19 protein-coding genes are annotated in these 23,574 nt (G+C 67.8%); 10 read left to right on the top strand and 9 right to left on the bottom strand.

Features of this window, described 5'->3' with window-relative positions:
- Positions 1 to 155 precede the first annotated feature (155 nt).
- From QH168_RS06760 to narI, 6 genes are all read left to right on the top strand, one after another.
- Positions 156 to 899, top strand: coding sequence for a VOC family protein (locus QH168_RS06760; protein ID WP_280233614.1), 744 nt, complete (start codon positions 156 to 158; stop codon positions 897 to 899).
- Positions 900 to 1,038: 139 nt separating this feature from the next.
- A complete protein-coding gene (locus tag QH168_RS06755) occupies positions 1,039 to 2,799 on the top strand; it encodes an NTP transferase domain-containing protein (protein WP_280233613.1) in 1,761 nt (586 codons plus the stop codon).
- Positions 2,800 to 3,164: 365 nt separating this feature from the next.
- Positions 3,165 to 6,899, top strand: coding sequence for a nitrate reductase subunit alpha (locus tag QH168_RS06750; RefSeq protein WP_280233612.1), 3,735 nt, complete (start codon positions 3,165 to 3,167; stop codon positions 6,897 to 6,899).
- Positions 6,900 to 6,935: 36 nt separating this feature from the next.
- Positions 6,936 to 8,678, top strand: a complete 1,743-nt coding sequence (gene narH, locus QH168_RS06745) for a nitrate reductase subunit beta (RefSeq protein ID WP_280233674.1) — start codon at positions 6,936 to 6,938, stop codon at positions 8,676 to 8,678.
- A gap of 17 nt (positions 8,679 to 8,695) precedes the next feature.
- On the top strand, positions 8,696 to 9,376 hold the full coding sequence (gene narJ, locus QH168_RS06740) for a nitrate reductase molybdenum cofactor assembly chaperone (protein ID WP_280233673.1): 681 nt from the start codon (positions 8,696 to 8,698) through the stop codon (positions 9,374 to 9,376).
- Complete coding sequence (gene narI / locus QH168_RS06735) at positions 9,373 to 10,131, top strand: respiratory nitrate reductase subunit gamma (protein ID WP_280233611.1); 759 nt, start codon at positions 9,373 to 9,375, stop codon at positions 10,129 to 10,131. The genes narJ and narI overlap by 4 nt, the downstream gene beginning before the upstream one ends.
- Positions 10,132 to 10,171: 40 nt before the next feature.
- On the opposite strand, the gene QH168_RS06730 is transcribed toward narI, so the two are convergent.
- Positions 10,172 to 10,555, bottom strand: coding sequence for an ArsR/SmtB family transcription factor (locus QH168_RS06730; protein WP_280233610.1), 384 nt, complete (start codon positions 10,553 to 10,555; stop codon positions 10,172 to 10,174).
- 38 nt (positions 10,556 to 10,593) lie between these two features.
- Here QH168_RS06730 and QH168_RS06725 point away from each other — a divergent pair, with 38 nt between their 5' ends.
- Complete coding sequence (locus QH168_RS06725) at positions 10,594 to 11,967, top strand: MFS transporter (RefSeq protein WP_280233609.1); 1,374 nt, start codon at positions 10,594 to 10,596, stop codon at positions 11,965 to 11,967.
- Positions 11,968 to 12,113: 146 nt separating this feature from the next.
- A complete protein-coding gene (locus QH168_RS06720) occupies positions 12,114 to 12,587 on the top strand; it encodes a flavodoxin family protein (RefSeq protein ID WP_280233608.1) in 474 nt (157 codons plus the stop codon).
- Between the two features lie 84 nt (positions 12,588 to 12,671).
- Here the strand turns inward: QH168_RS06720 and QH168_RS06715 are convergent, their stop codons facing one another.
- Both QH168_RS06715 and QH168_RS06710 read right to left on the bottom strand, forming a co-directional pair.
- The gene (locus QH168_RS06715; RefSeq protein ID WP_280233607.1) at positions 12,672 to 13,007 is read right to left on the bottom strand and encodes a TfoX/Sxy family protein; all 336 of its coding nucleotides are present in this window, start codon (positions 13,005 to 13,007) and stop codon (positions 12,672 to 12,674) included.
- Positions 13,008 to 13,099: 92 nt separating this feature from the next.
- Complete coding sequence (locus QH168_RS06710) at positions 13,100 to 13,555, bottom strand: VOC family protein (protein ID WP_280233606.1); 456 nt, start codon at positions 13,553 to 13,555, stop codon at positions 13,100 to 13,102.
- Positions 13,556 to 13,810: 255 nt separating this feature from the next.
- On the opposite strand from QH168_RS06710, the gene QH168_RS06705 reads away from it, so the two are divergent.
- Both QH168_RS06705 and QH168_RS06700 read left to right on the top strand, forming a co-directional pair.
- A complete protein-coding gene (locus tag QH168_RS06705) occupies positions 13,811 to 14,896 on the top strand; it encodes a CapA family protein (protein ID WP_280233605.1) in 1,086 nt (361 codons plus the stop codon).
- A 62-nt stretch (positions 14,897 to 14,958) separates the two neighbouring features.
- Positions 14,959 to 15,594 (top strand): NUDIX hydrolase, encoded by a 636-nt coding sequence (locus QH168_RS06700; RefSeq protein WP_280233604.1) that lies wholly within the window; start codon positions 14,959 to 14,961, stop codon positions 15,592 to 15,594.
- A 19-nt stretch (positions 15,595 to 15,613) separates the two neighbouring features.
- On the opposite strand, the gene QH168_RS06695 is transcribed toward QH168_RS06700, so the two are convergent.
- From QH168_RS06695 to QH168_RS06670, 6 genes are all read right to left on the bottom strand, one after another.
- A complete protein-coding gene (locus QH168_RS06695; RefSeq protein ID WP_280233603.1) occupies positions 15,614 to 16,615 on the bottom strand; it encodes an alpha/beta hydrolase in 1,002 nt (333 codons plus the stop codon).
- A gap of 225 nt (positions 16,616 to 16,840) precedes the next feature.
- Positions 16,841 to 17,599, bottom strand: coding sequence for a sirohydrochlorin chelatase (locus QH168_RS06690; protein ID WP_280233602.1), 759 nt, complete (start codon positions 17,597 to 17,599; stop codon positions 16,841 to 16,843).
- On the bottom strand, positions 17,596 to 18,813 hold the full coding sequence (locus tag QH168_RS06685; RefSeq protein ID WP_280233601.1) for a uroporphyrinogen-III synthase: 1,218 nt from the start codon (positions 18,811 to 18,813) through the stop codon (positions 17,596 to 17,598). The genes QH168_RS06690 and QH168_RS06685 overlap by 4 nt, the downstream gene beginning before the upstream one ends.
- Positions 18,810 to 19,211 (bottom strand): nitrite reductase small subunit NirD, encoded by a 402-nt coding sequence (nirD, locus tag QH168_RS06680; protein WP_280233600.1) that lies wholly within the window; start codon positions 19,209 to 19,211, stop codon positions 18,810 to 18,812. Before nirD ends, QH168_RS06685 begins: the two co-directional genes overlap by 4 nt.
- Before the next feature lie 106 nt (positions 19,212 to 19,317).
- Positions 19,318 to 21,867 (bottom strand): nitrite reductase large subunit NirB, encoded by a 2,550-nt coding sequence (nirB, locus tag QH168_RS06675; RefSeq protein WP_280233599.1) that lies wholly within the window; start codon positions 21,865 to 21,867, stop codon positions 19,318 to 19,320.
- 26 nt (positions 21,868 to 21,893) lie between these two features.
- On the bottom strand, positions 21,894 to 23,360 hold the full coding sequence (locus QH168_RS06670) for a nitrate/nitrite transporter (protein WP_280233598.1): 1,467 nt from the start codon (positions 23,358 to 23,360) through the stop codon (positions 21,894 to 21,896).
- Positions 23,361 to 23,574: the final 214 nt, after the last annotated feature.

Below are 23,574 nucleotides of genomic sequence, written 5' to 3'. Positions count from 1 at the left end.
ACGAGGTCGGGCGTCGCGGACCGGATAACCGGATGCGGCCGCCGTTCGTTCGCCGAGTCGGCCACACGAGCAACCCGCGACGCCCGACCTGCGACGAGACGCCGGGTCACAGGCAATTCGCCCCTGCTGCGCCGAACTACGGTTACCGTGGACTCATGACCACCCGTCTGGCGTGTGTGGTATTCGATGCGGACCAGCCACGTATGGTGGCGGATTTCTGGGCTCGACTGCTCGGCTGGACAGTGACGCTGGATCGTCCGGGCGAAGTCGATGTGGCGGCGCCCGGCGCCGCCGGGCCCGACCTCGCGTTGACCTTCCTGCCCGCGTCCAGGGCCAAGAACGGCAAGAACCGGATCCATCTCGATGTGGCCAGCAGATCGACCGATCACCAGCGCATGCAGGTGGACCGGGCCCTCGCGCTCGGCGCCCGGCCGGTCGACATCGGACAGGGCGAGGTGCCATGGATGGTGCTCGCCGACCCGGAGGGCAACGAATTCTGTGTGCTCGAACCGCGTGAGGAGTATGTGGACACCGGTGCGGTGGCCGCCATCGTGGTCGACACCCTTGACCCGCAGCGGCTCGCCCAGTTCTGGTCGACCGCCTCCGGCTGGCCGATCGCGCGCAGCGGCCCACCGGTGACGGGCCTGCGCTCACCGACCGGTCTCGGTTCCTGGCTGGAATTCGTCCAGACCGAAGACGCCAAGCAGGGCCGCAACCGGCTGCACCTCGACGTCGCCTCCTTCCCCGCCGACGATCCGACCACCGAGGTCAACCGGCTCCGCGCGGCCGGAGCGAGCACGATCGAACCTTCCGGCGTCGAGCCGGGACTACCGCTCGCCGACCCCGAAGCCAACGAGTTCCGCCTGCTCTCACCCGACTTCGACAGCTCGGCGCTCTGAAGCGCAGACCCACCTGGCCGACACCGCGCCGCCGACCGCGCGGGACGTCCGGCCGCGGTTGATCCTCGAACTAGCATGGACACATGTCGAACCACAGCGGAGGCAGCGGAGGCCGCGGAGGCCGCGGAGGCCGCGGCCGGTGACGGTTGCCGATGCGATCGTGCTCGCCGGGGGCCGGGCGAGCCGGATGGGTGGTGTCGACAAACCGGCGATCGTGATCGGCGGGCGATCCATGCTGAATGTGGCATTGGGCGCGGTCGCGGGATGTGCGCAGACCGTCGTTGTCGGACCACATCGACCCGAACTCGATCCGAGCGTCCGGCAGGTGCGTGAGGTGCCGCCGGGCGCGGGGCCGGTGGCCGCGATCGGAGCGGGTCTTCGTGCCCTCGGCGCCGAGGCCGCACCACGGGTGGTCGTGCTGGCCGCGGATCTGCCGTTCCTCACCGAATGGGCGGTGGCCGATCTGCTGCGGCGCAGCGATCAATCCGGTGCCGACGCGGTGTTCGCGGCCGACGAGTCCGGGCGCCCGCAATACCTGATCGGCGTCTGGCGCCGCAGCGCGCTGACGGCCCGGCTGACCCGGCTGGATTCGCTGGTCAATCAGCCGATGAAGGCGCTGGTGCCCGACGATACGGTGATGGTGGCGCTCGACGGCGTCACCGACTGCGATACCGACGACGAGGTGCGGGCGGCGCGGGCCGTCATCGACGGCGGGCACGATCCCGGCCATCAGCGGCCACCGCTGTCCCTCGACGAAGCTCGAACAGCCTTGCGGGACAACCTCTCTCGCCTCACCCCCTACCACACCGAACTGTTCGAGGTCGCGGGCGCCGCCTTGGCGGCGCCGATCCGGGCGGCCGGGCCGCTACCGCGGTTCGACGTTTCGGCCATGGACGGTTACGCCGTCGCCGGTGACGGCCCCTGGCGGCTGCGCACCGATATCGGTTTCGCCGGTGGGCAGCGTCCGGTCGGTCTGCTGCCCGGTGAGGCGGTGCGCATCGCGACCGGTGCGCATGTCCCCGACGACACCACCGCTGTGCTGCGCGACGAATTCGCCGGTGTCACCGACGACCAGCACCTACAGCGGCTACCGGACACCCCGATCCGTAGCGATATCCGTCGTCGTGGTGAGGACCTGAACCGCGGTGACCTCGTCGCCGACGAGGGTGCGCCGGTGACGGCCGCCTTGATCTCGGCCGCCGCCGCCGTCGAGGTCCCGGAGGCCACGGTGCGCGGTCCGGTGCGGGCCAGGATCATCATGACCGGCGACGAGATCCGCGCCTCCGGCCCGCTGCACGGCGGTCAGACCCGCGATTCGATCGGCCCGATCCTGCCGGACCTCCTGGCCGGGCACGGTATCCGCACCGTCGACCGGGTGCATCTGCGCGATACCCCGCACGGTTTCGACGAAGTGCTCACCGGCACCGAGGGTTTCGATCTGCTCGTCGTCGTCGGCGCGACCGGTTCCGGCGCCGCCGACCAACTCCGCGCCGCCCTGACCCGCGCCGATGCCCGTATCCTCGTGCACCGCCTGCGACTGCGACCGGGCGGTTCCACCGTGGTCGCCGAACTGACGACGGGCGCAACCGTTCTCGGGCTCCCCGGCAACCCGTTCGCCGCCGTCGCCGTACTCACCGCCCTCGCCCACCCGCTGGTCGAGGGCCGCACCGGCGCACACCCCACCCGCCCCCTACTCGGCCCCCTGCACAATGCGAGCGAGATCGCGGCCCCGGTCCCCCGCATCGTCCCCGCCGTCGCGGACCCCAACGGCGGCTGGCGCGGCGATCCCGCCATCCGCACCGCCCACCTCGGTGGGCTACTCGGCCGCGACGGCCTCGTCATCGTCCCCGCCGACGCCCCCGACGGCGCCCTGGTGGAGTTCCTGCCCCTGCCGAACTGAGCGGAACACATTCAGAACAGCATCCCCATGAATAGGGCGGGGAAATTCGGCGAATGGGAGTGGCACCCACCACTCTCGCTGTGTTAACAAATGTAAAGTGGCCGAGAAGGGGCGGTTTCCAAAGCTTCACCGATGGCCTCTATACCGGCCCGCACCGTGCCGCTCATCACCAGGAATCAGCGCGTTTCCCCAGTTCGGGGCCGATGTTGCGGAGGTAGTGCCACCCCGCGGAATGACGATCGGATTGCGCCGGTCTCACAGCTCACAATGGCGCTCTGCGCGGTGTGCGACATTCGTTTGGACACCACTGGCGACCTCCTTACAGTCGGGACATCAGCCCGATTTCACCGCTCGAAGGGGGCGTCGTGATCAATTCACGCACTCAGGGTTCCGCGCCCTCCGATTCGGCTCACCGGCCGGACGCCGCCGACGCACTGTTGCGGTTGGGCAAATACTTCACCAAAGGCGAGGTATCTGCCGACCATCGGACCCTGCACAAGACCGGCGGCCGCGGCGCCGACGAGTTCTACCGCGACCGCTGGTCGCATGACAAGGTCGTGCGCTCCACCCACGGCGTCAACTGCACCGGCTCGTGCTCCTGGAAGATCTATGTCAAAGACGGTGTGATCACCTGGGAGTCGCAGCAGACCGACTATCCCTCGGTGGGTTCGGACAAGCCCGAATACGAACCGCGCGGCTGCCCGCGTGGCGCGTCGTTCTCCTGGTACACCTACTCACCCGCGCGGGTGCGCTACCCGTATGTGCGTGGCACGCTGCTCGAGCTGTACCGCGAGGCCAAGGCGCGACACAAGGACCCGGTGCTCGCCTGGGCCGAGATCGTCGAAGATCCCGCGAAGGCGCAGGCGTACAAGGCCGCTCGCGGTAAGGGCGGATTCGTGCGGGCGGAGTGGTGGGAAGCGGCCGAGATCGCCGCCGCCGCACACGTGTACACGATCAAGCAGTACGGGCCGGACCGCGTCGCCGGATTCTCGCCGATCCCGGCCATGTCGATGGTCAGCCATGCGGTGGGCGCCCGGTTCATCTCACTGCTCGGCGGTTCGATGCTGTCGTTCTACGACTGGTACGCCGATCTGCCGGTGGCCTCGCCGCAGGTCTTCGGCGATCAGACCGATGTGCCGGAATCGGCGGACTGGTTCGACGCCGGATACCTCATCATGTGGGGATCCAATGTCCCGGTGACCCGGACCCCGGACGCGCACTACATGACCGAGGCCCGCTATCGCGGTCAGAAGGTCGTCGTGGTCTCCCCCGACTACGCCGACAACACCAAATTCGCCGACGAATGGGTACCCGCCCGTCCCGGCACCGATGCCGCGCTGGCCATGGCGATGGGGCATGTGGTGTTGAAGGAATTCTTCATCGACAAACCGACGCCACGGTTCCTCGACTACATCAAGCGCTACACCGATCTGCCCTATCTGATCACCCTGGACGAACGCGACGGCGTCTTCGTCCCCGGCAAGTTCCTGACCTCGGCCGACCTCGGCAGTGATCAGGAAGGTGCCGAATTCCGCACGGTGCTACTGGATTCCGACGGCAACCCGGTGGTGCCCAACGGCTCCCTCGGCGACCGGTTCGGCGAGGAGGGCACCGGCCGCTGGAATCTGGACCTGGGGGAGGTCGATCCCCTGCTGACTCTGCACGGCCGCACCGACGACGCTGCGGCCGTGCAGTTCCCTCGCTTCGACACCGCCACCCCCGATGTGCTGACCCGCGGTGTGCCGACCAGGTTCCTCGCGGGCAAACGCGTCACCACGGTCTTCGATCTGCTGCTGGCCCAGTACGGTGTGGCCCGCAGCGGACTGCCCGGCAGCTGGCCCACCGGTTTCGACGACGCTTCCGAGCCCTACACCCCGGCCTGGCAGGAGTCGATCACCGGCGTGCCCGCCGTACAGGCCGCCCGTATCGCGCGCGAGTTCGCCGATAACGCCGACAAGTCGGGTGGACGTTCGATGATCCTGATGGGCGCCGGCACCAATCACTGGTTCCACTCCGATCAGATCTACCGCGCGTTCTTCACGCTGACCCTGCTGACCGGCTGTCAGGGCGTCAACGGCGGCGGCTGGGCTCATTACGTCGGCCAGGAGAAGTGCCGCCCGGTGACCGGCTGGTCCACTCTCGCCTTCGCCACGGACTGGCAGCGGCCACCGCGGCAGATGCAGGGCACCGTGTTCTGGTATCTGACCAACGATCAGTGGCGCTACGACCCGTTCACCTCCGATTCGTTCGCCTCCCCGCTGGGCGCGGGCCGGTTCGCGGGCCGCACGGCGGCCGACAATATCGCGCTGGCCAGCCGTCTGGGCTGGATGCCGACCTATCCGACCTTCGACCGCAACCCGCTCGATCTGGCCGACGAAGCCGAACAGGCGGGCAGATCAGCCGCCGAGCATGTGGTCGACGGCCTGAAGTCCGGCGACCTGAACTTCGCCTGCGAGGACCCGGACGCACCGGAGAACTTCCCGCGCGTGCTCACCGTCTGGCGGGCCAACCTGCTCGGCTCCTCCGGTAAGGGCAACGAGTACTTCCAGAAGCATCTGCTCGGCTGCGGCTCCAACCTCCAGACCTCCGACGCCACCGGTGTGCGGCCGCAGGAGCTGAACTGGCGTGAGGAAGCACCCACCGGCAAACTCGATCTGCTGCTGTCGCTGGATTTCCGGATGACCAGCACCACGCTGTTCTCCGATATCGTGCTGCCCGCCGCCACCTGGTACGAAAAGCACGACCTGTCGTCCACCGATATGCATCCGTTCGTGCACGCCTTCTCCCCCGCCATCTCACCGCCGTGGGAGGCCAAAACGGATTTCGACGCGTTCCATCGGATCGCGCGTGGTTTTTCCTGGATGGCGGAAAAGCATCTCGGGGTCCGCAAAGACATCGTGGCGGTACCGCTCCAGCACGATTCGCCCGATGCCATGGCTCAGGCCGGTGGTCGCGTACTGGACTGGAAAGCCGGTGAATGCGAACCGATTCCGGGCAAGACCATGCCGAAGCTGGTGGTGGTCGAACGTGATTACGGCAAGATCGCGGAGAAGATGGCCGCGCTCGGCCCGCTGGTCGAAACGCTCGGCCTGACCACCAAGGGCGTCACCACCCTGCCGGACCAGGAGGTCGAGTATCTGGCCGGGATGAACGGCACGGTGGTTTCCGGTGTGGCGCAGGGGCGCCCGTCACTGGCGAAGGACACCCACGCCGCCGAGGCCATCCTCGCCCTGTCGGGCACCACCAACGGCAGGCTCGCGGTGGAGGGTTTCGAACAGCTGGAACGACGCACCGGCACCGAAATGGCCGATCTGGCCGCCGAGCACGAAGGCAAGCGGATCACCTTCGCCGACACCCAGGCCCGGCCGGTGCCGGTCATCACCTCACCGGAATGGTCGGGCAGCGAGACCGGTGGCCGCCGCTATTCCCCGTTCACCATCAATACCGAACGGCTCAAGCCCTGGCACACCCTCACCGGGCGTCAGCACTTCTACCTCGACCACGATTGGATGATCGAACTCGGCGAACAGTTGCCGATCTTCCGGCCGCCGCTCGATATGACGGCGCTGTTCCGGGAGCCCACTGTCGGCGAGGTCGGTGAACGCGGCGTGACGGTGCGCTATCTGACCCCGCATTCGAAATGGTCGATCCACTCCGCCTACCAGGACAACCTGCACATGTTGACGCTGTCGCGGGGTGGTCAGACGATCTGGATGTCGGACCGGGACGCGGCGAAGATCGGGGTGGCCGACAACGATTGGATCGAGGCGATCAACCGCAACGGTGTGGTCGTGGCCCGCGCCATCGTCAGCCACCGGATGCCCGAGGGCACCGTATTCATGTACCACGCCCAGGACCGGGCGGTGGACGTGCCGCGGATCGAAGGCCCCGACGATGGCGCCGCCTCCGGTAAACCGTTCAACGGCAAGGGAAAACGCGGCGGTATCCACAATGCGCTCACCCGGATCATGATCAAACCCTCCCACCTCATCGGCGGCTACGCCCAGCAGTCGTTCGCACTGAACTACCACGGGCCGACCGGAAATCAGCGCGACGAGGTCACCACCATTCGTCGGCGCAGCCAGGAAGTCGAGTACTGATATGGACGAGTCCGAGAGGCGGAACTGATGCGCGTTATGGCACAGCTGGCCATGGTGATGAACCTGGACAAATGCATCGGCTGCCACACCTGCTCGGTCACCTGTAAGCAGGCCTGGACCAATCGTGGTGGCACCGAATACGTCTGGTTCAACAATGTGGAGACCCGGCCCGGTCAGGGGTATCCACGCCAGTATCAGGACCAGGAGAAATGGAAGGGTGGCTGGGCGCTGAACAAGCGCGGAAAGCTGACCCTGAAATCCGGTTCGCGGATGAAGCGGCTGCTCAATATCTTCGCCAACCCCGACCTGCCGACGGTCGCTGACTATTACGAGCCGTGGAGCTACGACTACGACAATCTGCTGTCCTCTCCCGCCATCGACACCACACCGGTGGCACGGCCCAAATCGCTGATCACCGGCGACGACACCAAGGTCACCTGGGGCGCCAACTGGGACGACGATCTGGGCAGTGGCCCGGAGCAGGTCGGTAAGGATCCGCTGCTCGGCAAGCTCGAGGACAAGGTGAAACTGGAGTTCGAACAGACCTTCATGTTCTACCTGCCGCGCATCTGCGAGCACTGCCTCAATCCCTCGTGCGCCGCATCGTGCCCATCAGGTGCGATCTACAAACGCGCCGAAGACGGCATCGTGCTCGTCGATCAGGACAAATGCCGGGGCTGGCGCCAATGCATCACCGGCTGCCCGTACAAGAAGATCTACTTCAACCACAAGACCGGCAAAGCGGAGAAATGCACGTTCTGCTATCCGCGCGTGGAGGTCGGCATCCCGACCGTGTGCTCGGAGACCTGTGTCGGACGGCTGCGCTACATCGGCGTGATGCTCTACGACGCCGACGCCGTGCTCGAAGCCGCCTCGGTCACCGACACCGAGGATCTGTATCCGTCGCAGCTCGGTGTGTTCCTCAACCCGCACGATCCGCGGGTGGTCGCCGAGGCCGAGCGGGCCGGTATATCACCGGATTGGATTCAGGCCGCGCAGGATTCGCCGGTGTACAAGCTCATCGTCGACTATCAGATCGCGCTGCCGTTGCATCCGGAATACCGGACCATGCCGATGGTCTGGTACGTGCCGCCGCTGTCGCCGGTGGTGGATGTGCTGTCGGAAACCGGGCACGACGCGGAGGACGCGGGCAACCTGTTCGGCGCCATCGACGCACTGCGGATCCCCGTGGAGTACCTGGCCGAACTGTTCACCGCCGGTGAGATCGGCCCGGTGCGCGCCTCCCTGCAACGGCTCGCGGCGATGCGTTCGTTCATGCGGTCGGTGAATCTCGGTGTGGAACCGGATCCGTCGATCGCACCATCGGTGCGGTTGCCGCCGGAAGAGATCGAGGCCATGTACCGGCTGCTGGCCATCGCCAAATACGAGCACCGCTACGTCATCCCGCAGGGCGCCACCTCCAAGGCGCACGAACTGGATTCGCTGGCCACCGGCTGCTCGCTCGACACCGACGGCGGGCCGGGGATGACCGCGTTCGACCAGATGGTGGAGAAGTTCCAGCTCGCCGACACCAATGAGGCCGCGCCCGAGGAGAAGTCGGGCCGGATCAACTTGCTGAACTGGGATGGGAAGAGCACGTCGGGGCTGGTGCCGAGTGGGGACGGCGTCGACGGCACTGGTTCCGGGGCGATCGCCAACGGTCACTCTGCGAACGGAGCGGCCGGTCACGGGGTGAACGGTAACGGGGTGAACGGCAGCAGCACCGCGGGCGAGGCGCTCGCCGACACCGCGGGTAGCGCGACAGGCGGGCGGACATGACGGCCCGCCGGTCGGGCATGGCGTTGCTGAAGATTCGGCGGCGGCCGGAACCGGTTGTCGCCCTGAGTGATCGCGATCGGCGACTGGTGTGGCGGACCGCCGCACTGCTACTGGACTATCCGAGCGCGGAGACGTTGACGGTGCTCGATCAGCTGGCCGACGCGGTGGCGCAGCTACCGCAGCCGGTGCGGTCGGACCTCGACGGCGTCGTCGAGTATCTGCGGGCGACGCCAGCGCTGGACCTGGCCGCGCGCTACGTCGAGACCTTCGATATGCGCAGGCGCGCCAGTCTGCACCTGACCTTCTACGCCTACGGTGACACCCGCAAACGTGGGATGGCGCTGCTGCGGTTCAAACACGCCTACCGGCACGCCGGGGTCGAACTCGGCGACCAGGAACTGCCCGACCATCTGCCGGTGCTGCTGGAATTCGCGGCCACCGTGGACCCGATCGGCGGTGAGCGGCTGCTCGGTGAGCATGTTCCGGTGCTGGAGCTGCTGCGATTGTCATTGTCGGACAACGGTTCACCGTATGCGAGCGTGCTCGCGGCCGTCGTCGGCACCCTGCCGCCGCTCACCACCGCCGACCGGCGCAGGATCGCCGAACTGGCCGCCCAGGGCCCGCCCGAAGAGGAGGTCGGCCTCGACCCCTTCGCCATGGATCCCACGATGTTCGAACAAGCCGAGGGCCGACGATGAACGCACCGCTGAACCTGCCGACCGAACTGTGGCTGATCCTGCCCTATATCGCGTTCACCTCGTTCGTGCTCGGCCATATCTGGCGCTACCGCAACGACCAGTTCGGCTGGACCACCCGGTCCTCACAGGTCTACGAGAGCCGGTTGCTGCGGCTGGGCAGCCCGCTGTTCCATTTCGGCATGGTCGGCGTGTTCGGCGGGCATGTGCTCGGCGTGCTGATCCCGGAGTCGTGGACCGAGGCGGTGGGCATCGATGAGCACACCTATCACCTGATCGCCGTCGGCGCCGGTTCGGTGGCCGGGCTGTCGGTGCTGGCCGGAGTCGGCATCCTGCTCTACCGCCGCTGCACGGTGACCGCCGTCCGCAAGGCCACCACCGCCAACGACAAGCTCATGTATGTGCTACTCACCGCGGCGCTCGTGACCGGCCTGACCAACACCTGGGGCGCCAACCTGCTGTTCGGCACCTACAACTACCGCGAAACCGTCTCCCCCTGGTTCCGCAGCCTGTTCACCCTGAACCCGCAACCGGAGCTGATGGTCGACACTCCATGGCCGTTCCAGCTCCACGGGCTCGTCGTCCTGGTGCTGGTGGCTCTGTGGCCGTACACCCGCCTGGTCCACATGTTCAGCGCTCCCGTCGGGTATCTGGTCCGGCCGTATGTGGTGTACCGCAGCAAGGAGGTCGCCGTACCGGACAAGCGGCGATACTCGCGGGCATGGGATTCACCGGTCACGCCGGACCGGTGGAGGTAGCGGCCCACACTCTTCGGGTCGGTATCGCTTCCCCTAACCGCTACCCCTCGCGGTGGGTGATCGACGGGACATCGGGGTCCCGGCGGTGATGGGGTGGGACGCCGGGGCCAGCGTGCTCCGCGTTGTGGATGGCATCGATCACCAGCTGCCGCACGTGCGGGTTGTCGATGCTGTAGTAGACCGTCGTGCCCGCGCGGCGGGTGCGGACGAGGCGGGCCATACGCAGTTTGGCCAGGTGCTGGGAGACCGATGCGGGGGCCTTGTCGACGTATTCGGCGAGTTCGTTGACCGATAGCTCGCCGCTGGTCAAGGCCCACAGGACCCGGATCCGGGTGCCGTCGGCGAGCATACGGAAGATCTCGACCACCAGATCCAGTTCGTCGTCGGGAATACTCGGCGGAAGTTCCTTGCTATCTGCATCCATACGTAGATAATAGACTTCGTAGGAAGCAGGAGCACCCGATGATCACCTCATTGTTCGCCAACCGCGACTATCTGCGGCTGTTCGTCGCCCAGGTGTCGGCGTTGTTCGGCACCGGGCTCACCACCGTCGCGCTCGGCCTGCTCGCCTACGAACTGGCCGGTGCCGACGCGGCCGCCGTGCTCGGGACCGCACTGACCATCAAGATGCTCGTGTACGTGACGGTCGCGCCGATCGTGGCGGCCTACGCCGACCGGTTCCCGCGGCGGCTGTTCCTGGTGGGGCTCAACGTGATCCGCGCCCTGGTGGTGCTGGCGCTGCCGTTCATCGACCAGATCTGGCAGATCTACGTACTGATCGCGGTACTGCAAACCGCCTCCGCGGCCTACACCCCGACCTATCAGGCGATCATTCCCGACATCCTGCCCGATGAGCGCGAATACACCAGGGCGCTGTCGGCCGCACAGCTGGCCGCGACGATGGAGACCCTGCTCAGCCCGATGCTGGCCGCGGCAGCGCTGGCATTGGTCAGCTTCCACTGGCTGTTCGTCGGTACGGCGATCGGTTTCGTGGTGTCGACCCTGCTGGTGATCGCGGCTCGGATACCGGACGCGGGCGCGATCGGCGATGGCTCCTTCCTGGATCGCATCTCGGTGGGCATGCGCATCTTCGCCGCCACGCCACGACTGCGCGGGTTGCTCGGCCTGAATCTGGTGGTCGCGGCCGCGGGATCGGTGATCATGGTCAATTCCGTCAACTACGTGCGCGATACACTCGGCGGCACCCAGTCGGGTGTGGCGATGCTGCTGGCGGCCAACGGTTTCGGCACCATGCTCGTCGCGCTGACCCTGCCCCGGATGCTCGACCGTGTCGGCGCTCGACCGGTGATGCTCACGGGCGCCGCGACACTGCTCGCCGGGTTGGGCGCGGCCGTCGCCCTGTCCACCGCCGATTCCGGTGCATGGCGGTGGGGCGCGGTGCTCGCGGTATGGGCCGTGATCGGCGCGGGCACCGCCGCGGTGCTCACCCCGACCGGGCAGGTGCTGCGTCGTTCATCGCGTGCCGCCGACCGTCCGGCACTGTTCGCCGCCCAGTTCTCGCTCTCCCATGTGGCCTGGTTGATCGCCTACCCGATCGCCGGATGGCTCACCACCGCAGCCGGTTTCACCGCCACCTGGGCGACGCTGGCGGTACTGGCCGCGGCGGGTCTCACCGTGGCATTGCGCGCCTGGCCGCGCCACGATCCGGCGGTCATCACCCACCTGCACGAGGCGGGCACGATCGACCCGGCCCGTCTGATCGACGCCGTCCAGGTGAGCGAACGGCTCTACCAGCACACCCACGAGTTCGTCATCGACGCCGAACATCCGCGCTGGCCGAACCGGACCGTACGGCAGCCCGCCCTGGCCGCCTGAGCCGGGCTCGCGACCCCGAACCCTCGGGAAACCACGAGGTTCCGAGCACGTCGACCCACGGGTAGGCTGATCTCGGACCCCGAGGGGGCGGGGCCGCCGCTCGTTCCGACGTCCCCCGCTGAACACCGAAGCGAAGGGAACTTCGAATGAAAGCCATCATCGTGTGCGCCTCGGTATCGCACGGCAACACCCAGCGGATCGCCGAGGTCATGGGCGAGGTATTGCAGGCTCGCGTGGTCCACCCGCAGCAGGTCGATGCGGCCGAGCTCGCCACCTACGATCTGGTGGGGTTCGGTTCGGGGATCCACAACATGGACTTCTATCCGGAGCTGCGCACGCTCATCGCCTCGCTCGCGACACCGGAGCGGAGCAAGGCCTTCGTCTTCGCCACCAGCGGATTCCCGGAGCCACCGTTCCGGCGCTACATCCACGGCCTCGCCGGGAAACTCGCGCAGAAGGGCTTCGACGTGGTCGACACGTTCGCCTGTCGCGGATTCGACACCTGGCTGCCGTTGCGGATCGTCGGCGGTATCCGCAAGGGACATCCCGATGATGCCGACCTCGCCGCGGCGCGCGCGTTCGCCGAAGGACTGCGCGCCAAGGTCGAGACCGGTTCCTGACCGGTTCGCCGGACCGCCGGACATTCGTCATCGGGCCACTACTCGGCGCGTTTCGACGGGCCGGGAGCATGACGGCGCCGAGCGTCACATCTTCGGTGGAAGCGAGCGGGCGAATTCCACTCCTCGGGTCACCCAGTCGCGCAGGTCGGCCTCGTCATCGACATGTGCCGCGGTGATCCGCACCCAGCCGGTCATCTCGCGACCGCCCATGACCGCGGGGGCGACCGCGCCGTCGTAGGCGAGCCGCTCACTCGATTCTGGGCCGACCCGCACCAGCAATCCGCCCTTACCGCTCACCGCGACGGCCATATTGCCACCCACCAGGAAGGACAATCCGCCGAACATCTTGCGTTCGGTGACCGTCGGTCCCGGTTCGATGAGGTCACGGACGCGTTCGGCCAATTCCTCGTCGTATGCCATGGGTCACAGTGTGGACCCTGGCACCGACATACCCGGCCCGGCTGAGCGCCGGGTCGGGTACGTCGAAGCGTCTCGCGGGGCGTCCACGCGGTTCAGGCGTGGTCGTAGGCGTCCTGCAAGGCTCCTGCGTCGAGCTTGGACATGGTGCGCAGGGCCGTGCCGACAGCGATGGTCCTGGCGGGGTCGGGACCGCCCATCAGCTCGATCAGCACCGACGGCACCACCTGCCAGGACAGCCCGTAGCGGTCGGTGAGCCACCCGCACGGGCCGGGCGCACCACCCTCGGTGAGGGCATCCCACAGGCGGTCGACCTCCTCCTGCGTGTCGACGACGATCTGCAACGAGGCGGCATCGGTGAGCGGATGGCCCGGCCCACCGTTCATCAAGGTGACCGACTGCCCGTCGAGATCGAGCGAGACCACGAACGCCGACCCGTCGTCGTTGCGGCTGATCTCCACCACCCGCGAATTCGGCACCACCGACGCATAGAACTCACCGGCCTGCTCGGCCGCGCTCTCGAACCACAGGAACGTGGTGACACTGGACATGATGTTCTCCTCCACTCGGGTATGACTTGCTGTCATCGGGTAGTCGGAGCCGTTGCGACGGTATCGACACATCTCGACCGGGTTCTCGAGATTTTTTCGATCGAGGTCGGCGCATGTCGTAGTTCGGGCACACCGACCCGAACTTCCGCTGATAGCGTTCAGACATGATCACCGGCGCGCATTCCCAGGGGACCCCGCAGCGCCGCCGCTGGCTCCGACCGCGAACGACCTGAACCGAACGGTCGGCGGCGTCGGATGGCGGTCACGGTCCTGCTCGGCGGGGACGTCATGCTCGGGCGTGGCGTCGACCAGATCCTGCCGCATCCTGGCCGCCCCGAATTGCGTGAGCCGTGGGTGCACGACGCCAGGCATTACGTCCGGGCCGCCGAACGCGTCAACGGTCCGATCCCGCATCCGGTCGATGCCGTGTGGCCGTGGGGTGAGGTGCCGCGCATCCTCGACGACCTCGCGCCCGACGTCCGGCTGTTCAATCTGGAGACCGCGATCACCGCCGGCGGCAGCTTCGAACCGGACAAGGGCATCCACTACCGGATGCACCCCGCCAATATCGCGGCCCTCACCGCGATCGGCCCCGACGCCTGCACCCTCGGCAACAACCACGCCCTCGACTTCGGCCGTCGCGGTCTGGCCGACACCCTGGCGGTCCTCGCGGACGCGCATATCCGGCCGGTGGGCGCTGGCCGCGATCGCACCGCGGCCCGGTGCCCCGCGATCGTGGCGCTGGCGGACGGACAACGGGTCCTGATCGTCTCCGTGGCCGCACGCACCAGCGGAACACCCGCGTCGTGGGCGGCCGATACCGACCGATCGGGGCTGTGGTGGATCGACCACCCCTGCGCCGAGGCCGCCGACGAGATCACCGCACAGCTCTCGGCCCAGCGCCGCTCCGGTGACGTGGTGATCGTCTCGATGCACTGGGGGCCGAACTGGGGCTACGGAATCGGCCGGAGCGAACAGGAATTCGCCCACCGCCTGATCGCCGCGGGCGTCGACATCGTGCACGGACATTCCGCGCACCATCCGCGGCCGATCGAGATCTACCGCGACAGGCTCATCCTGTACGGCTGTGGCGACGTCATCGACGATTACGAAGGCATCGGCGGCCACGAGTCCTACCGCCCGGACCTGCGACTGCTGTACCTGGTCACCCTCGACGGCACCGACGTCACCGTGCGCATGCTCCCCCTGTGCATCCGGCGGATTCGGCTCCAACGCACCGACCACGAGCAAACGCTGTGGTTGCGCAGCAGACTGGAGGACATCAGCGCCGGATTCGGCACCCGAGTCCACCTCGACGGTGACGAACTGCTCAGGATCTGACCTGCGGCGGCGCACCGGGCGTCCGGCGCAGTGACAGAACATTCGACGGAGAGGTGTGCGCGATGTCCGATGGGGACCAGAAATCATGGGCGCGGTCGTCCGAGGCGGTGCGGTCTGCGCTCGGCGAGGCGCTGAGCCGTTTCCCGCGGCGTAGCGCCGAACCGGACGGCTACAAGCTCGCCGCGGTCGCGATCGCGATCGTGACGTCTTCGGCCGGGCCGGGGATCTGGTTGACCGAACGTGCACCGTCGCTGCGGGCCCATGCCGGGCAGTTGGCGCTACCGGGCGGGAGGTTGGACGCGGGCGAGGATGCCGTGCAGGCGGCGTTGCGTGAACTGCACGAGGAACTCGGTGTCGAACTCCGACGATCGGAGGTGCTCGGACTGCTGGACGATTACCCCACGAGATCCGGCTACATCATGACGCCGGTGGTCGTGTGGGTCGGCGACGATCCCGGTGTGACACCGAATCCCGATGAAGTCGCCGTCGTGCACCGGATCGCGTTCACCGACCTCGATGTCGCGCCGAAGTTCGGCCGGATTCCCGGATCCGATCGGCCGCTGATCCAACTTCCGCTGCTCGGTGGTCTGCTGCACGCGCCGACCGCGGCGATCCTGCACCAGTTCCGCGAGGTCGCGTTGCACGGCAGGGCGACGCGGGTCGATCACATGGAACAACCCCGCTTCGCCTGGGAATGAGACCCGGACGGTCGGTGCCCTACACCCCGAGCGCCGGGGCGAACACCGACCACGACTGGTGTAGATCGTCCTGCCAGTAGGCCCAGGCGTGCGTGCCCTGGCGCAGGTTGACCGTCGCGGGGATGCGCTGGGCGGCAAGGCTGCCGACGAGCGGACCCGTGCACCCGCTGACGAAGGCTTCCATCACACCGCCGACGAGCATGCGGTCGGCCAGTTTGATCGGATTGCCGTTGATATCGGGTGCGGCGAGGGTTTCGTGCACGCCCGGTCCGCCGTTGCCGGAGGAGACATAGACCGCGAGCCCGCGCAAACGGTCCAGGTGCAGCATGGGATCGTGGTCGGCCCAGGCCGGATGTCCCGGCGGGCCCCACATATTGGCCGCGTTGGCGCCGAAGACCCCGAGCTGGGAGTACACCGTGGCGACGGCCATCGGATCACTGGTGCGGGTGCAGCCGCTGAACGCGCCGACCGCCTGGTAGAGGCCGGGTGCGCGGATCGCCAGGTTCAGTGCGGAGGTGGCCGACATCGACAGTCCCGCAACGGCATTGCGGCCGGTGGTCTGGAACCTGTCCGCGAGCAGTGGCGGCAGTTCCCGGCTCAGGAAGGTCTCCCACTGATTGCGCCCGAGCACCGGATCGTCGGCGAGCCAATCGGTGTAGTAGCTGGCCCGCCCGCCCATCGGCACCACCACATTGACGTGCTTATCGGCGAAGAACTGCGCCACATCGGTGCGCCGCGTCCACGGCCCACCGTCCTCCCCGCCGTCCACCGCGTTCAACAGGTACAGCGTGGGCGCACCGGCACCCGGATGCGATATCCACAGCGTGATCGGACGGTTCATCGCGGCCGAATGGACCACCACCTCGAGTTCCCGCCCGCCCAGCGGTCGGACGGACAGGATCGCCGAATCGCCGGGCGCGGCCGCCGCCGGAACCGGGACGACCACCGAGACCACTGCGGTGGGTAACAGCAGAGCGCCGAGCGCGAGAAGGAACACCAGGCATCGCGGGAGCCGGTACATGACAGGTGTTCTACCACGCGACCCCGGCGCGCCCCCCGCATTGACCGGCGTGTTCACCGAGTGTCCACCCGACCGAGGCTGCGAAACCAACACCCACTCGCCGCCCCGAACGCCCACCGACCGGCGAGTGGCACCTCACTGCGGCAAAGGTCGAGTAGTGCCCATCGTCAGGTGCCACTCGGCAACGACGTTCGGGGGTGTCGCGACGCGTTGGCGATGGCTCGTTCAGCGGACGCGGGTCTGGACGAGTTCGCGGGCGCCGGTCCGGTAGCGGTCGGCGATGAGTCGCACGACGGCCGGGTGGACGCCGATGGGTGCGGCCACGCCGTCGGCGCCCGCCTCGTGCAGACGCTGATGGAACAGGCCGTGAGCGAGCAGGTAGGAGGCGATGAAGATACGGCGGGCGCCCGAATCGCGCAGTTCGGCGACGACCTCGGGCACGCGTGGTGCGCCGGTGGCGACGTAGGCGATGCGGACGGGAGCGCCGAGGTGTTCGGCGAGCATGCCGGCCGCGCGGCGGACGTCCTGGCGGGCGCGGGCGTCGGAGGAGCCCGCGGCGGCGAAGACCACCGCGTCACCCGGACGCCAGCCCGCGGCACGCAGACGCAGGCGCATGATCCGGGCCAGCGCCGGATCGGGCCCCATCGCCGGTGTCACCGCGACCGACGGATGGTCGCTCTCGGCGATCTCGCGTGGCACATCCTGGTAGACGTGATAGCCGGAGGCGAGGAACGCCGGAACCACCACGGCCGGAACCGAATCCGCCCGATCGGCGAGATCGCGCAGCACCTCCGAGGGCGAGGGGCCGAGCACGTCGACGAACGCGGTGCGCACCCGCGGCACGCCGCCGAATTCGTGCACGCCGCCGTCGAGTGTCGGGCGGTCGAGTTCCTGTGCCACCGCCTCGGCCAGGCTCGCGATCATCTGCACGCCTTTGGTGCTGCGGGTGCCGTGCGCCACCAGCACCAGCGCGGGCGCGCTCACCAGGTCACCGCCTGCGCAAAACGTGGTGCCCGGGTCGGCGTTCCGACTCCGGGCACCACGGGCGGTGGGTTGTTGTCGGTACATTCGGCCGGGTCGAGCGCCAAGCGGTAACCACGTTTGACCACGGTCTGAATGGCTTTGGGGGTGCCGAGACCCGCGCGCAGCCGGGCGATCGCCGTCTCCACGGCATGGGTGTCGTCACCGCCGCCGGGCAGCGCCGACAGCAGATCCTCCCGCGACACCACCCGGCCGGGCTGACGCGCCAGCGAACGCATCAACGACATCGGCGCGGGCGCGAGCTGGCGGACGGTGCCGTCCACGACCACACAACCACCGCGCACGCTGATGGTGTGCCCGGCCGCATGAATCCGGTTGGCCCGCCGCGGCAGTTCCTCGGCGACGTGCCGCGCCAGCGCACCGAGCCGCGCCCGTGCCGGCATGGAGGTGGGCACCCCGAGTTCCTCGAGCGGCGCCGCGGTGATCGGTCCGACGCAGGCGGCGAGCACCCGGCCACGCAGGGCGTGCAGCAGGCCGTCCAGCATCCCGGTTTCCTTGGCGCGCATCAGCATCGACGCCACCGCGGGTGCGCTGGTGAAGGTGACGCAGTCCAGGCTGGAGGTGACGACGGCGTCGATCAGCTGATCCATCGGCCCCTGATCGTCGGGTGGGGTCCAGCGGTACACCGGCACCGGCACCACATCGGCGCCCGCGCAGCGCAGCACCTCACAGAAGTCGGGGACCGGCTCCCATTCGGTGGTCGCGCCGTGCAACTGCACCGCGATCCGCACACCTTCCACACCTTCGGCGAGTAGGCGATCGAGCACCTCGGCCGAGGATTCGGAGGCGGGCGACCATTCCTCGCGCAGTTCGGCGGCACGGATGGCGCCCTTGGCCTTCGGGCCGCGCGCCACCACCCTGGTACCGCCGAGGGTGTCGCGCAGTTGTTCGGCAAGGCCCCAGCCCTCGGCGGCCTCCATCCAGCCGCGGAAACCGATTCCCGTGGTGGCGACGGTGATCTGCGGTGGATCGTCGACCAGCCTGCGGGTCACTCGTTCGAGTTCGTTGTCATCGGCCAGCGGGATGATGCGGATGGCGGGCGCGGAGATGATGGTCGCGCCGCGCCGGATGAGCAGGGTGGCGAACTCTTCCGAACGCCGGGCGGCCGTGAGTCCGACCGTGAAACCCGCGAGCGCGCTCGCGTCCGGAGTCGTCATGCCGGTCCGTCCATGTCCATCCCGCCGACGACGGGTTCGTTGGATACCGAGACGATGCCGTTGTCGACGCGCACCCGGTACACCGGAAGCGCCACCGAATCATCATCGAGGCAACGCCCGTCGATCAGCGAGAACGCCTGCTTGAGCAGCGGCGAGGCCACCACGGGCACACCGGAGCGGTCGCCGATGATCCCGCGCGACATCACCGCGGCGCGTCCGAACGGGTCGATATTGCCGACGGCGTACACCGAGCCGTCGGAATGCAGGAACAGCGCGGCCTGACGGCCGCCCTTCAGCAATACCGCAACGCCGCGGCCTGGGATCAGGTAGTCGAGACGGCAGGCCTGGGTCCATCCGGTGGTGGCCGGGGCAGTGCCGGTGGTATCGATCACGGTCATCGGGGTTCTCCTCCAAACGCCTTACTCATTGGTACCGGCGCCCTGTTTCCTCGCGGTTAAGCCGTCATTTCCCGGGCGTAGCAGTTGCGACGCCGCACCGATCCGGTCATGCTCCGGCGCTGGCGACGGGCATATCGGGCAGGCCGAGCAGCACCGGCACCTTGCGCTCGCCGCTGTCATCGAACGAGATGGTCGGATCGGTCTGCTCCGGCGCGTTGACGAAGGACACGAAACGCGAGAGCTTGTCCTCGTCCTCGAGCACCGCGGCCCATTCGTCGCGGTAGCCGTCGACGTGCTTGGCCATCGCCGCTTCCAGCTCGCTGGCGATACCGAGACTGTCCTCGCAGACCACCTGCTTGACATACTCGATGCCACCCTCGAGCGATTCCTGCCACGGCGCGGTGCGCTGCAACCGGTCGGCGGTGCGGATGTAGAACATCAGATACCGGTCGATATAGGAGATCAGCGTGTCGTCGTCGAGTTCACCGGCCAACAGCACGGCGTGCTTGGGGGTGAGACCACCGTTACCGCCGACGTAGAGGTTCCAGCCGTTCTCGGTGGCGATGACGCCGACGTCCTTACCGCGCGCCTCCGCGCATTCGCGCGCGCACCCGGAGACCGCGAGCTTGAGCTTGTGCGGCGAACGTAGACCGCGGTAGCGCTTCTCCAGCAGCACGGCCATGCCGACCGAATCCTGCTGACCGTACCGGCACCAGGTGGAGCCGACGCAGCTCTTGACCGTGCGCAGCGATTTGCCGTACGCGTGGCCGGATTCCATGCCCGCGTCCACCAGGCGCTTCCAGATCAGCGGCAGCTGATCGACGCTGGCGCCGAACAGGTCGATGCGCTGACCGCCGGTGACCTTGACGTAGAGGTCGAACTCCTTGGCGACCTCACCGATGGTGATCAGCTGCTCGGCGGTGACCTCACCACCCGGCATCCGCGGCACCACCGAATAGGTGCCGTTCTTCTGCAAGTTGGCCAGGAAGTGGTCGTTGGTGTCCTGCAACGCGGCCTGTTCGCCGTCGAGGATGTGATCGCTCGAGGTGGAGGCCAGGATGGAGGCGACGGTGGGCTTGCAGATATCGCAGCCCGCGCCCTTGCCGTATTTGGCGATCAGCTCGGAGAACGTGCGGATGCCGGTGACCTGCACGATGTCGAACAGTTCGGCCCGCGACTGGGCGAAGTGCTCGCACAGCGCCTTGGACATCTCCACACCGGACTGTTCGAGCAGCTTCTTGATCATCGGCACACAGCCACCGCAGGAGGTGCCCGCATTGGTGCAGCTCTTGATGCCCGCGATATCGCAGGCGCCCTCGCCGATGGCGCCGCAGATGGCGCCCTTGCTGACGTTGTTGCAGGAGCAGATCTGGGCGTCGTCGGGCAGTGCGTCGGCGCCGAGTTCGGCGCCCGCCGGGGAGATGAGCGCGGCGGGTTCGGCGGGCAGCGGACGGCCGACCAGCGGGCGCAGCGCCGCGTACTGGGTGGCGTCACCGACCAGGATGCCGCCGAGCAGGGTCTGCGCGTCATCGGAGATCACCAGCTTGGCGTAGGTGCCCTTGGCGGCATCGTGCAACACCACCGACAGCGCGCCCTCGGTGGTGCCGTGCGCATCGCCGAAGCTGGCCACATCGACACCGAGCAGCTTCAGCTTGGTGGACATATCCGCGCCGGGGAATTCCCCCGCGCCGCCGAGCAGCCGGTCGGCGACGATCTCGGCGGTGGTGTAACCGGGGGCGACCAGGCCGTAGCAGACGCCCTCGACCGCGGCGCATTCACCGACCGCGTAGATGTTCGGATCGGAGGTCTGGAGGCCGAGGTCGGTGATGATGCCGCCGCGCGGCCCCACCTCGAGACCGGCCTCGCGGGCGATCTCGTCGCGCGGGCGGATACCGGCGGAGAACACCACCAGCGCGGCGTCGATGGTGCTGTCGTCGGACAGGGTGACCTTCAGTTTGGTCGCGGGCCCCGCGCCGTCGACGGTGTCGATCGATGAGGTGCCGACACCGGTGTGCACGTGCAGGCCGAGTTCGGTGACCAGCTTCTCCAGGATGGCGCCACCACCGGCGTCGACCTGGGCGGGCATCAGCCGGTCGTTGTATTCGATGACGTGCGGTGTCATGCCGAGCAGGCGCAGCGCATTGGCCGCCTCCAGCCCGAGCAGCCCGCCGCCGATGACGACGCCGTGCGCGCCCTCCCCGGCCGCCGCGGCGGTGGCCCGGATACCGTCGAGATCGTCGAGGGTGCGGTACACGAAGCATTCGGCATTGTCGTGACCGGGCACCGGCGGCACGAAAGCGTAGGAACCGGTGGCCAGCACCAGCGCGTCGTAGCCGAGGGTCTCGCCGGTGGAGGTGGTGAGCTTGCGGGCGGCGCGGTCGATGGATTCGGCGCGCTGGCCGAGCCGCAACTCGACCAGATCGTCACCGGCGTACTCGTTACCGGGCAGGGCCAGTGCGCTCGGATCCCAGGCGCCGACGTAGGACGACAGCCCGACGCGGTCGTAAGCGGGCAACTGTTCCTCGCTGAGGATCACGACCTGCCACCGGCCTGCCTCGTCTCGGGAACGCAGCGCCTCCACGAACCGGTGACCGACCATGCCATGGCCCGCGACCACCACGGTCTTGCGCTGTGTGGGTTCGACTGTCGAGTTCATGACTGTCCCTCCGTGGTTGTTCGATGTCAGGCGCGAGCCGACGAGTTGGTGGACCGGGTGGTGGAGTTGGCGGCCTCGGCTTCCAGGACCAGGGCTTCGGCCTCGACCACGACGTCGGTGTCGGCCGTGCGCAGGCCGGGCCTGCGCAGGAACACCGCCCAGGTGACGACGGCGCAGGCCACGTAGAACCCCATGAACACCCAGAAGGCGGTGGTCGCGGACTGTGTGGACGCGTACGACGAACGCAGCACCAGGTTGATGCCGACACCGCCGAGCGCGCCGATGGCGCCGACGAACCCGATCAGCGCACCCGAGGTGTTCTGCGACCAGGCCGCCTGCTCGGCAGGGCTCGCGGCCAGGCTCTTGGATTTGGCGTCGAAGACCGACGGGATGATCTTGGTGACCGATCCGTTGCCGAGCCCGGACAGGATGAACAGGGCAACGAACCCGAGCGTCAGCACGGCCATGACCGCACCGGACGGGCCGCCGGCGGTGCCGTCGCCGATGGTGGAGGCGACCGCGACCACCGCGGTGGCCACCATCATCGCCGCGAAGATGACGATGCTGACCCTGCTGCCGCCGATCCGGTCGGCCAGCTTGCCGCCGTAGGGGCGGGCCAGCGAACCGAGCAGCGGGCCGATGAACGCGATCTGCGCGGCGTGCAGGGTGGCCTGCATCGGGGTGTCGCCACCGGCGAGGAAGCTGATCTGCAAGATCTGGCCGAAGGCGAAGCTGTAACCGATGAACGAGCCGAAGGTGCCGATGTAGAGGAAGGCGATGGCCCACGACTGCGGCACCTTCAGCGCGGTGACCATGTCGGACAGGTCGGCCTTCTGGTTGCGCAGGTTGTCCATGAACAGGGCGGCGCCGACCGCGGCCACCGCGATCAGCACCAGATAGATCGCGCAGATGATCGAGGCGTATTCATTGCCGAGGGTCGCGATCACCAGCAGTCCGAGCAGCTGGATCACCGGAACGCCGATATTGCCGCCACCGGCGTTCATACCGAGCGCCCAGCCCTTGAGCCGCTGCGGGTAGAAGGCATTGATATTGGTCATCGACGACGCGAAGTTGCCGCCACCGAGACCGGCGAACGCCGCGACGACCAGGAAGGTGGTGTAGGAGGTGCCGGGCTGGTTGATGAAGTACAGCGTCAGCAGGGCGGGCACCAGCAGTGCGAGCGCGCTGAACACCGTCCAGTTACGTCCTCCGAACTTCGCCGTCGCCACGGTGTAGGGAATCCGCAGCACCGCGCCGACCAGGGTCGGGACCGCCACCAGGAAGAACTTGCCCGCCGCATCGATGCCGAAGGTCTCGGTGGGCATGAACAGCACCATGACCGACCAGATCGACCAGATCGAGAAACCGATGTGCTCGGCGACGACCGACCAGATCAGGTTGCGCTTGGCGATGTCCTTACCGCCTGCTTCCCAGGCTGCGACATCCTCGGCATCCCAGTGCTCGAGGTTGCGGTTACGCGTCGGCGTACTCAACGGGCCTCCCAAAATCGGTTGGCCCAACGGTAGGAAACGGGTATTGCCGAAATGCTGCGCGAAATGACCGTCAAATCAACGGTTGCTCACGTTTCCCGGGGTATCGGGGTGAGATGTTTCCGGCAGATGGCACACCCGTTTCCGGACATGTCCGATTGCCCGCTCGCGCGACACGGCGCGGTGAGGTCGCCTGCCAGCATGACGTGGGTCACCC

It is taken from the genome of Nocardia cyriacigeorgica (assembly GCF_029868385.1).
In the GTDB taxonomy this organism is placed as follows: Bacteria; Actinomycetota; Actinomycetes; order Mycobacteriales; family Mycobacteriaceae; genus Nocardia; species Nocardia cyriacigeorgica_F.
This window is presented reverse-complemented; position numbering and strand designations above follow the sequence as displayed.

Excerpts from the sequence above, each read along its gene's own strand:
- QH168_RS06705 (WP_280233605.1), top strand. The coding sequence starts at position 13,811 with ATGGCGGTCACGGTCCTGCTCGGCGGGGACGTCATGCTCGGGCGTGGC.
- QH168_RS06710 (WP_280233606.1), bottom strand. The coding sequence starts at position 13,555 with ATGTCCAGTGTCACCACGTTCCTGTGGTTCGAGAGCGCGGCCGAGCAG.
- narI (WP_280233611.1), top strand. The coding sequence starts at position 9,373 with ATGAACGCACCGCTGAACCTGCCGACCGAACTGTGGCTGATCCTGCCC.
- nirD (WP_280233600.1), bottom strand. The coding sequence starts at position 19,211 with ATGACCGTGATCGATACCACCGGCACTGCCCCGGCCACCACCGGATGG.
- QH168_RS06725 (WP_280233609.1), top strand. The coding sequence starts at position 10,594 with ATGATCACCTCATTGTTCGCCAACCGCGACTATCTGCGGCTGTTCGTC.
- QH168_RS06700 (WP_280233604.1), top strand. The coding sequence starts at position 14,959 with ATGTCCGATGGGGACCAGAAATCATGGGCGCGGTCGTCCGAGGCGGTG.
- QH168_RS06715 (WP_280233607.1), bottom strand. The coding sequence starts at position 13,007 with ATGGCATACGACGAGGAATTGGCCGAACGCGTCCGTGACCTCATCGAA.
- QH168_RS06730 (WP_280233610.1), bottom strand. The coding sequence starts at position 10,555 with ATGGATGCAGATAGCAAGGAACTTCCGCCGAGTATTCCCGACGACGAA.
- narH (WP_280233674.1), top strand. The coding sequence starts at position 6,936 with ATGGCACAGCTGGCCATGGTGATGAACCTGGACAAATGCATCGGCTGC.
- QH168_RS06760 (WP_280233614.1), top strand. The coding sequence starts at position 156 with ATGACCACCCGTCTGGCGTGTGTGGTATTCGATGCGGACCAGCCACGT.
- QH168_RS06685 (WP_280233601.1), bottom strand. The coding sequence starts at position 18,813 with ATGACGACTCCGGACGCGAGCGCGCTCGCGGGTTTCACGGTCGGACTC.
- narJ (WP_280233673.1), top strand. The coding sequence starts at position 8,696 with ATGGCGTTGCTGAAGATTCGGCGGCGGCCGGAACCGGTTGTCGCCCTG.
- nirB (WP_280233599.1), bottom strand. The coding sequence starts at position 21,867 with ATGAACTCGACAGTCGAACCCACACAGCGCAAGACCGTGGTGGTCGCG.
- QH168_RS06695 (WP_280233603.1), bottom strand. The coding sequence starts at position 16,615 with ATGTACCGGCTCCCGCGATGCCTGGTGTTCCTTCTCGCGCTCGGCGCT.
- QH168_RS06720 (WP_280233608.1), top strand. The coding sequence starts at position 12,114 with ATGAAAGCCATCATCGTGTGCGCCTCGGTATCGCACGGCAACACCCAG.